The sequence below is a fragment of the Lelliottia sp. SL45 genome (assembly GCF_026672535.1).
Lineage (GTDB): Bacteria > Pseudomonadota > Gammaproteobacteria > Enterobacterales > Enterobacteriaceae > Enterobacter > Enterobacter nimipressuralis.
Genome location: NZ_JAPPRH010000001.1, coordinates 791,421 through 801,483 on the forward strand (window position 1 = coordinate 791,421; position 10,063 = coordinate 801,483).

The 10,063-nt window shown below is 55.0% G+C and carries 7 protein-coding genes and 2 pseudogenes; all 9 read right to left on the reverse strand.

Translation table 11 applies throughout. The features are described from left to right. Positions 1-329: 329 nt before the first annotated feature. Complete coding sequence (gene istB / locus OVA10_RS03825) at positions 330-1,085, reverse strand: IS21-like element ISEc10 family helper ATPase IstB (RefSeq protein ID WP_174340113.1); 756 nt, start codon at positions 1,083-1,085, stop codon at positions 330-332. Then, positions 1,082-2,582 (reverse strand): annotated as a pseudogene (gene istA / locus OVA10_RS03830) (IS21 family transposase). The gene istB and the pseudogene istA overlap by 4 nt, the downstream one beginning before the upstream one ends. Positions 2,583-2,639: 57 nt before the next feature. Continuing rightward, entirely contained in the window at positions 2,640-2,954 is a 315-nt protein-coding gene (locus OVA10_RS03835) for a hypothetical protein (protein WP_268195343.1), read from the reverse strand. Continuing rightward, complete coding sequence (mscS, locus tag OVA10_RS03840; RefSeq protein ID WP_268195344.1) at positions 2,951-3,811, reverse strand: small-conductance mechanosensitive channel MscS; 861 nt, start codon at positions 3,809-3,811, stop codon at positions 2,951-2,953. Before mscS ends, OVA10_RS03835 begins: the two co-directional genes overlap by 4 nt. Positions 3,812-4,419: 608 nt before the next feature. Further along, positions 4,420-5,067 (reverse strand): hypothetical protein, encoded by a 648-nt coding sequence (locus OVA10_RS03845; protein WP_268195345.1) that lies wholly within the window; start codon positions 5,065-5,067, stop codon positions 4,420-4,422. Positions 5,068-5,096: 29 nt separating this feature from the next. Continuing rightward, on the reverse strand, positions 5,097-6,470 hold the full coding sequence (locus tag OVA10_RS03850; protein ID WP_268195347.1) for a VasL domain-containing protein: 1,374 nt from the start codon (positions 6,468-6,470) through the stop codon (positions 5,097-5,099). Between the two features lie 82 nt (positions 6,471-6,552). Then, positions 6,553-7,023, reverse strand: a complete 471-nt coding sequence (locus OVA10_RS03855) for a hypothetical protein (RefSeq protein WP_268195349.1) — start codon at positions 7,021-7,023, stop codon at positions 6,553-6,555. 14 nt (positions 7,024-7,037) lie between these two features. Continuing rightward, positions 7,038-7,493 carry a type VI secretion system baseplate subunit TssE gene (gene tssE, locus OVA10_RS03860; protein WP_268195351.1) on the reverse strand — a complete coding sequence of 152 codons (456 nt, stop codon included), beginning with the start codon at positions 7,491-7,493 and terminating at the stop codon, positions 7,038-7,040. Between the two features lie 1,198 nt (positions 7,494-8,691). Continuing rightward, positions 8,692-10,063: pseudogene (locus tag OVA10_RS26040) on the reverse strand (DUF2345 domain-containing protein); the annotation flags it as partial.

Genomic DNA, 10,063 nt, shown 5'->3' on the forward strand with positions numbered 1-10,063 from the left:
TAAAGCAGCAGACAGAGGGCCAGCATCATGATGCTGTTTACCAGCAGCATCCCCATACCCGCGAGCTGGTCTGTAACAAACCTTGCACCGGTTATCAGCCAGGGCTTAAGCGCGCCTGCGATAACGGAGATGTCGCTTTGCACGAACATCATCCATTTGTCATACAGGTAATGACCGGCCACCGGAATACGCAAAAGAACCTCAGGAGCCGGCAGGGCTGAGGGTTCAGGGTGAGTCAGCCAGACAATAAGTCCTTTCACCGCTATCAGACGTCAACTAGTTTTGCCGACTTGCGCCAACTACTCTGGCCGCATCCATTGAGCGGGGTTTTACGCCACGTTGGTTACTGCCTTCGCTGTCTTTTTCCTGTAACTTTCTCCCTTCAGTTCGAACATATATCCGTGATGGATCAGCCGGTCGGCTGCTGCCACCGCCATCGTTTCATCCACGAAGATGCTGCCCCACGTGCTGAACGGATGATTGCTGGTGATGACCAGACTGCCACGCTCATAACGATGTGCGATCAGCTCGAACAGCACACCCGTTTCCGCGTTGTCGCGTTTGACATACCCGAGGTCGTCTATCACTATCACCCGGTAGCGATCCAGTTTCAGCAGAAGCTCGTTCAGTTTCAGTTGTGTCCGCGCTTTACGCAGCTCCTGCAGCAGCTCTCCGGCACTGTAGAACCGGGCCCGGTAGCCCAGCCCTATAACGCCATCCACGATCGCCGCTGCCAGATGGCTTTTTCCCAGACCACTGGCACCGAACAGCAGGACGTTTTCTCCGGCATCAACCCAGTCTGTCGTTTCGCAGAGCTGCCGGAACTGAGCGTTATTCAGTTCCGGCACCTGGCTGAAGTCATACTCACCCAGCGTTTTCGCCACCGGCAACCGGGCTTCCTTTTTATAGCGGCGTAGCTTTTCGCTCTCGCGCCACAGGAGTTCTTCATTGCACAGCGTCAGCAGATAGCGTGACGGGGTCCAGCCCTCCGCCAGCGCACGTTTCTCCAGCGCATGCCATTCCGCACTGACGCGGGTCAGACGCAGTTTGCGCAGACTACGCTCAAGGAGGTGGATATTGCTCACTGCAGACCTCCTTTTCCGCGCAGCAACTGCTCATAACTGCTCAGGTTGTGCTGAACCACACTGACCGCCGGTAGTTCCTTTTCCTTTATCCCCAGGAACCGCATCAGGCGGTGCAGATCCAGCTCACCCGGAGTATTCAGCATCTGCTCCATCCCCCGCGCCACGATAGAGATATCGTCATAGCCCGCAGCCAGTTTCAGGGCGTGCACCATCAGACGACCTGCTATCTCAGGCTTCAGATGATTACACAGACGACGCCACAGTCTTCGCCATTCATCGTCCGGCAGGATGTCATTTCTCAGCGTAGCATGGCAGAAGGCTCCGGGCTTTTTCGCCAGGCTGTCGATCACATGCCGGAAGTCGATCCGTCTGGCTCGTCTTTTCCCCTTTTCTGGTCTGACGCGAGGGCAGCTCATAACCTCGTTACTACCGATGTAACAACTCAGACGATCATCCCACACCCGAACCCGTAACAGCTGGCCAACAAGCCGGGAAGGCACGCTGTAGACGACAAGTTTGACGTTAATGGTACTGCTACTACTGACCCCTTACCGTCAACTCGTCGTAGTCGGCGCTACGACGCAGCGGCAGTGGCTTCAGGTGGAGGCGCTCCTCCTTTACCAGATCCTGATTGTTACGGTTGTGACGCATAACCTGCTGGGTGATGAAGGCCTGGTATTCTTCCACGGTGCTGAAGTCATTACTGCCCCGCAGCATCAGCGCCTGGTGGATGCGTCTTTTCAGATGTCCGTGGGCGCTTTCAACCGAACCATTTTCGTGGCCACGACCGGCATTATTGTGCACGCCCTGCATACCATAGTGCTGGCAGAGGGCAGCATAGCGCTCAGTCAGCTCGCGGCGCCCGTCTTCACCCTGATGTTTCCATGCTGCCCGCAGACTGTCCGTTTTATGCTCTGTTGGTACACCTCCCAGTTGCCCGAGGGCTTCCTGCAGGCCTTCAGCAAGGGCAGAGAAGCTCTCACCACCCAGCACGACCCGCATCCAGCTCCAGTGGCTCCACTCAAGGCGGAAGTGGTACAGCTTATGCGTCAATAACTTGCCATTGATGGTGACAACTATACCTTTGAGCTCGGTAAAGTCCGACAGGCCGCGCAGGCCGGGCTGATGAAGTTGCCGGAACATCACTTCCTGCTCAGCACCATACTGCAGCTTCCACTCGCGGACCCGCCGCTGCATTGTCCTGCGGAGGCTGTTGGGGTACTGACCGGGATATTTATCCTGCAGCATTTCAAGCAGGGTCGTGGGCATCAGGGCGGGCCTTTCCTTCAACAGGGGAACAAGCTCGTTGTCCCAGACGGCCTCAAGCGGATCTTTACGTGTGCGCCAGTGACGATTACCGGTTTTAGACCACTGATCTTTTTCGATCCTGCGACCTGAGCGAACAGAGATACCGGCCTTCATGGCCGAGATATGCTGGGTTACACCTTTTTTACGTTGAGTCATGTAATAACTGACCTGATGAGTATTGAGCGTCACGCCATTTCCTGTGGGATCGTGTACATGATGCTCAGATTACAAAATCGGCCAGAATAATCAGCGCCAACCGGACTGAGTTATTGTCGTCTCATACACCGCGGCGGATAATGCCGTCATCCCATACACCATGGGCAGTAACACCAGACCACAGAGGCACAGCATCATCACCAGAATGGCAGGCAGACGTCGGCTCCCCATTCTGTGACGCAGCCAGAGAAAGAGAGGCCAGGTTGCGGTGACAATCACCCCCGCCCAGACGGCACTCAGTATAAAGGGGCGGATAATCCAGACGCTGCAGACCAGCAGCGTGAGCAGCAGCAGAACCCCAAGAACGGTCTGAGGCAGGTCGCGGTTATGCGTTTGCGTGCTCATCGTGCAGGCTCCTGCCCGGCGTTCCTGATGCTGACATCCATCTGCGGGCGCGGTGCAGGAATACCGTTGTCGTCGAGCCCGCGCTTGATGGCTTCCGTCAGGTCAAACCAGACATCCCAGTAAAGGGCGGTATCCGTCCAGCAGCGCACCACGAAGTTCAGCGCCGGCGGCGCCATCTCGTTCAGTCGTACCGTAATGCCGTTTTCCTGGATAATCCGGACATCGGCCGTAACGACATCACTCACCACGCGCTTCACCTGCTCAATATCGGCAGACCAGGCAACCGACACCGTGATATCCACCCTGCGACGCGGCTCGCGTGAGAAGTTGATGATGTCCCCGGCTATGATTTTGCCGTTCGGCACGATAATGATTTTGTTATCAGGCGTGCGCAGGGTGGTGGAAAAGATACTCACCCGGTCAACCATGCCGGCCACACCGCCCACATCAACAAACTCACCGGTACGAAGTGGTCGCAGCGTCACCAGCAGCACGCCAGCGGCGAAGTTAGACAGCGAGCCCTGCAGGGCAAGTCCCACAGCCAGACCGGCGGCCCCCATGACGGCAATGACCGACGCGGTCTGCACGCCAAGACGACCGAGAACGGCAATGACCGTGAAGGCCACTATGGCATAGCGGACCATGACAGCAAGGAAGCCCGATACCGTCACGTCAATTCCGCGACGGGAGAGCACACGCTCCAGCGCCGCACTGACAAGACGGGCAAGTATCAGTCCGGTAATTAACAGGACGGCGGCCGAAATAATATTGACCGCATATTCGGTTAATAACCCCTGGTTTTTTACAAGCCACTCACCGGCCCTATCAACTTCATCTGTAATGTTCAGCTCTTTCATTTACAACTCCATTTTAAAATTTCACCCAAACGGGTGCTGTTTGAAAATAAGTTCAGGCAATGACGTTCCCGCCATCCTGTATATGCAGGCCATATATATCACCCGTAAAAAGAGGTAAATAACACAAAACCGGCAAGTAATAAGGCACTGAGTATCCACGGCAGTAAATGCTCTGCCCGCCGTCCGGAAAAGGGCTTCCTGACTTTACAATACGCACACTGTGTGGCATCAGTTGAAATAAGCGCCCCACAATGCCGGCATGGTCTTACGATTTCTTGACGCACCAGATCCTCCATAATTAAAATATAAATATGCCTGCAGCGTTTCTTTGCGATTTTTATTTAAGTTCTCGCTTGCGAATTTCGAATATTACGAACCGCACCGGAAATTTATGATGCGGGGTGGATATAATGGAGATATCGCCGTTGCATATAGCGGAATTTAAATTCATGCTGTCTGCAGGCCGTTATTGCGTATTCCGCTCCGGGCGGCCATGGTCTGGCGTCGGCGTTACGGGAAAATGCTCACCACAAAGTTGAAGTGTTGCCCGTGGCGAACAGCACGGTTCACCTGGTGTTATCCGGCACTAAAGACAACTGGCTAACGCATCACGCCTTAAGCTCGCGACAAAGAGCCCGTTTTTTTTTGAGTAATCGCTCGCGCGCCTTCTCCACTGCTCGTTTTGTTCTGTCCGGAAACAGTGTTGCCTGCTGCTCAGCAATGCTGAGATGCATATTTTCCTCCAGCAGCCTCCACTCTGCTTCACTCCACGGACGGAACCCCTCACGGCTGCTGCTGGATTTACGAAGCCCCATTCTTCCCGCAATTATTTTGATAGCCTCAGGGGTTCTGCCTGGCAGCAGATTAAGCACCCCGGAACCGATAGCAGGATAGTGTTCCTTCAGAATTTGACGCTCCTCCTCCCGCCAGTACCTGCCGCTGGTCACTCCCAGCGTATCGGCCCGGGTAAAGACAGCCGAAGACGTTCTGTCCTTAAGAAGCGTCGCAATGAGAGCAGCGCCTGCGCCTGCAGCATAGTGCCGACGAATGATATCGTCTTCTTCTGCGGTCCATCGTGGCGATGCCTTTTCCTGACAGGCCAGTTTATGAGCCATCAGGCGAACGGAACCCGGCGTTCGTCCCAGCGTCCGGGCAAGCTCAGGCAGGGGCATGGTACGGTAGTTGACTTCCAGAAAAGTGAGGTCTGCGGCTGACCATTCGCACCAGTGATTTCTGTGAAGCTCGTTCTCATCCATTGAAACTCCGAAAATACGCGTAAGGACAGTTACTGGCGTTCTGTTACGGCGGAATACCGCGTGATTAGCTGCTTAAGATGCAGTTCTGTCTGCATCTTTTGCGCGGCCGGGATTGTCTGTGAAAGACCCGGAATGCTCATTTGCCGAAGCTGTTCTTCAACCGGTACCGTTTTACCGAATGCCTGTGCAGCAGCAAAAACCTGTGATTTGAGCTCGCTGACCGTCATGTATTTCCCTTTCTGCTCATCCAGCCCGTTCAGCCTGTCGCTCAGTTTTTGCAGGATTGTCATTCCCTGATGCCAGCCGTTCAGCTGTTCCGCTGGCAGTAAGGCGCTACTGAGCTGCTGTTCCCACTGTTGTACCAGAGGCTTAGCCTGCTCCGGCCACAGCGTCCGTGCCTGTTCAGCAAGTTTTCTGCCGTAGGCGATAGTCCAGTCGGGAGGTAATTCATCCAGTCTGGCCAGCTGCTGCTGTGTCTGTGCGATAAGATCCTTCGGTAACGGAGTCTGCTGACGCAACAAATCCAGTTGTTCAGGTGAGAGAGTTGCCGGGAACGGAGCCAGTGAAGCAGCAAGCTGAGTCTGTAGCCGGTCGGAACGGTGAAGATACTGCCAGCCGAATGCTGCAGTTGCGCTTATCACCAGCATGGTACACATCCCGGCGGCGAAGGATTTCCATTTTTTTACCGGCGCGGGCATTGTCGCCAGAACGTCCACGTTCGGCTGCGCGACATATACCCACTTCACTGCACTGTCTGGTCCCCTGAAATCGTCATCCGGACCACCAGCAAGGTCTATCGTGGATGCGGTCGAACCATTCATCACGGTGGAAGGCAACACGATACCGGGCTGAATGTCCGACCCGGCGCTGGTTATGCCATCGCTGTTTTCCAGCCGGACGGCGCTGTTGTGCATCAGCGTGCGCAACGTATCGAACTGGCTCAGATGCTTAAGCTCCAGGCGCTGCAGCACCGCCCCCAGACGGGTAAGGAGCTGCTCCGCCCGGTACAGCTGGCTGAGGTCGCTGTCATTGAGCGGGAGCGAGCGCATCCGCTGCTGCAGACGCTGGCTCAGACTGCTGAGAATTTCCACACGGGCATGGACCGGCTGCGGCCACAGAGCCCTCCACTGATGGCTTATCAGCGCCTCGACTATTGTCAGACCTTCATTGAGCCCGGACAGCCCGGCAAGCTGTGAACGGGCAAGCGTATACCAGGCTGCCGTCTGCAGCTCCACGCCGTTCTGCTCAAACAGTGAGAGGCAGAGTTTTTCGGCATATCGCCAGTTCACATCCGGACGTGCCGGATGCGTGAGTTTGCCCAGCTCATCGCGCAGGGCGGCATAATCCGGCAGCGACCTGGGGTCGCCACCGGTTTTGATTTTACGGGGAGTCATGTTATTCACGGCTGAATATCCATATCAGGATTCCGGGACGTTGTTTTCTGCTTAAGCCGCTTCACGCGGTTTTGCGGGTTCTGCAGGCCCGCTATGGCAGCAGCGATAAAATCAGGCCAAAAAACGCGCCTTCGTCAAAATGCTCTCCGGGGAGGGCCGGTGCCCCTGGCTGAGTCAGTCGCCAGTCGTTAAGCTGACCTGCCTGCATGAATAAACGCCCCACTGAAGTGATGCACCCTTCTGCGTGAAGGGTCACGTCCACATATCCGACCACGCTCTGACCGTACAAAAATACCGGCGTAAACTTTACCGCCCGGTCGTCCACGCGCAGTACGATGCCGTCGATATCAAATGCTCTAACCTCCGCCAGCAGGTCCGTAACGCAGACGCTGAACGTTCCCACCTTTAGCCCGGTACCGTCGAGCCACGCGTCCATCTGCTCCTGAAGCAGCGTCATTCTCAGGTGAAACTCTGCGATATCGGCCTGACACCAGGTGGCTGATGCAACCGGAGCGGGCTGTCCGGCCTGCTCCTCTTTCAGAAACTGTGATTTTAGTGACATGATGTTATCTGACCTCAGAGACGGGTGGCTGAGTCCACATACTGCTGACTCTTCAGGTGTCGCAGCAGCACGCGGCCTTCGGGCATAAATTCAGTGCCGTAGCGTACAGGGCCAATGCCCTTCAGCTCAGCATCAATGGCGTAGCGCAACTCGCCGGGGACGTTCTGCTCCAGCAGGACCACGGCGATTTTTTTCAGACGCGGCTCATATCTGAGCAGCACGGCAGACAATGTGCCCATCAGCTCATGGGCGGTACCCGGCATCCCCTGAAGAACTCTGGTCATATCCGGCAGGCCATAGTCTGGCAGATGCGCCAGCGTGCCCTCCCGGCAGTTGAGGATGCGCTGCATGTTATCGAGCACCGAGAGAATGACCTGATTTTTTTCATCAACCTGGCTAAGGCTCAGGCCGCCGGTAAAATGACCGGTGAGTATTTCATACAGTGAAGCTGTGTTATGTTCCCGGGACATCACTCATTATATGAACACATCCCGTTTGCAGGGCATCCATTGTTTTGACATTGAAGGATCAGTTGCAGAATTATATACGCCTTTTTTGCAGCCAAAACGCTGCCAGCCCTTATGTAATTCACTGACTCACGCCTATTACTTTCACGGGTTTTAAGCCCGGTGGCGGCTCCAGGTTTAATGAGTCCCGGTGTAACCTGTCTTTGTCATCCCGATGGCAGCCAGAGCAACCTTTCAGTATTCACCTTTTGTTAAGAATTAATGTTTATCCACAGCAGCGATTAATACGACCTGGTGCTGATTTGATCCTTATCGTTTTTAAGGTCATAAGCCGCAATAGTCCAAATCTGTTCGGCCACTGTCGGACGCCTTTTCTTCAAACTTATTGCTACATACTGGCTGAAAAAATCGCATAAACAGTATGCGTGTCACACCAAAGAATTACTGACTGGCTCATTTATTACCTGAAAATCATTCAGATTTCTCCACCGTCGACACGCAATACTTGCCCCGGAGATAACGAGCAGCAATCAGTTAAAGAAGGGACTTCTTGCTGTCCTCTCATAAAACCTGATGCGGCGCGGCCGGGGAATGTTTTAAGATGGTCATCTCCAACCAAAACAGCGACTCCAGGCTCATTAGCTGTCGCCGCTTTCTTGTAAACGTCCCCCATATGGAGGTTACGTAGCCTCATTGCCTGACGACGCTCCCCGGCAACGCTCTCCAGGTCCATTGGGTACACATCTATTCCCTCTGCAAGGGCAATGTGAATGATATCGCTCATTTTTACCCGGTTTTGAGCTTCACTCCTGCCGACGACTCTATCAATCAAGTCCTTTGTAGCGGCCCACTCAGAAGAGTTTTCTCGAGGCTTACCTTTCATTTCCACAAAGCGACTGCGAAGATCATGGTCGGGAATTTCCAGCAACAATTTGTTGATTTTCCCGCCTGCAATGAGATCAAGTAGCACCACCCGGCTATCCGATTGCTGATGATTTTCCCCCAGCAGCAAAGTTCCAGTTTTAATAATGTCTTCGGCAGCATTCCTCTTCCTTTTTACAGAATCCAACTGAACCGGATCATCGCTAAAATAGGATTCAACCACACCCACAACATCATTAGGTTTGCAAACAGAGTCTGAAATTTTATCCTGCCCCGGTAAGCCACTGGAAACCTCAGCTCCCTTTATCATCAGCGGTTCAATTGACATTGCTGCTGCAGCCATAGTCCGCTTCACTTTGCGCATGTACGACGCCGTCGTACCATACTCGACCTTCCCGGCCTCAAGCCTCAGATAGCTTCCTCCGCCAATCAGCGTAATACGTTTTTTTCCGGCAAAAGTCATGTCACTCGCCGAGCTCAGCGTCAGCTTCTTCTCAGCGAACAACCGCATACTGGCGTTTTGCGCCTGGACATCCACTGGCCCTTCCCCGGATTTCAGGCTCAGTTGACCGGTGCGGGCAAAGAGCCCCAGCTTCTCCCCGGAAAGCAGGGTCGCATTGCCGATTGTTCCGACGCTGATATCGCCCCCGGCATTGACGGCCACATTTTGGCCAGCGGTCAGCTGCATATCTTCGCCACTGGTCATGGCCATGCCATCCGGCGCCGAGAAAAGCACCGTTTCATTGAGCGGTTTCAGCCGCTGCTCAAACATCTGTATCTGGCTGTCGACATCCCCCTTCAGCGCCTGCGCTTTTTCTGCGGCCATTTCCAGCTGTTGCAGTTGCTGATTAAGTCTGTCGATTTCCTTCAGCGCCGCATCCATGTCCAGTGCCTCCCCCTGGGCTTTCGCCTGGGCATCTGCACTGACGAACAGTCCTTTCGCGGCTCGCAGCGTTCCCCACTCATCGGTACGTAATTCTGAGCCCCTGCCGCGAGACGCTCCCTTGTTGTCCACCAGGTGTCCGCTGTTAAGCTGCGACTTGCCGTATTCCGTGGCGAGTTTGATGTGCTCCTCGCCGCGTTTGTCTTCCATCCGCAGTTTTGAGTTGGCGGGCGTCCTGAGGATATTTCGGGTGTGATTGTCCCGGTTCACGAGGTCGGGATGTTCGGAGTCATGCAGCGCATACGCGATGTACGGCAGGTCAATATCACCGTTGCTGTACGCAATCGCCACTTCGGTGCCGTCGATGAGCGGCGTGGTGCCAGCCCAGCGTTTCACCGGCAACCGGCTTCGCCATCCGCAGCCACAGGTAACCGTAACCGGCTTCCGTCCCCTCCCGGTCGAAGTCCAGCTTCACCCGATAGCGGCCCTGCTCGTCCAGGTGTGCGTAAGTATCATTTTTTTCGCGACTTTCGATCCGTGCCGGAAGCGTCCCCGGGATGACCGGGCGAGGGATCTCTGCCGGACGGAAGCAGTAACGTTCCGTGTAAGGCAGGCCCAAGACCGACACGTGCAGACGGGAGTCGCGGGCACCACGGAAGGTCACCAGCGTGAGGAGCACTCCCTTTTTCAGGGCCGTAATGACGTCAGCCTGCGGCTCCAGCACCTGTCCGGGTGTGAGGTGTGCAGCATTGCTGAACAGGTGAATGCGGGCCGACCTGTTGAGCTCTCGCTCGTGATGAAGTCGGGC

Coding starts and splice junctions, on each gene's coding strand:
- OVA10_RS03835 (WP_268195343.1), bottom strand. CDS start 2,954: ATGAGCACGCAAACGCATAACCGCGACCTGCCTCAGACCGTTCTTGGG.
- mscS (WP_268195344.1), bottom strand. CDS start 3,811: ATGAAAGAGCTGAACATTACAGATGAAGTTGATAGGGCCGGTGAGTGG.
- OVA10_RS03845 (WP_268195345.1), bottom strand. CDS start 5,067: ATGGATGAGAACGAGCTTCACAGAAATCACTGGTGCGAATGGTCAGCC.
- tssE (WP_268195351.1), bottom strand. CDS start 7,493: ATGTCCCGGGAACATAACACAGCTTCACTGTATGAAATACTCACCGGT.
- OVA10_RS03855 (WP_268195349.1), bottom strand. CDS start 7,023: ATGTCACTAAAATCACAGTTTCTGAAAGAGGAGCAGGCCGGACAGCCC.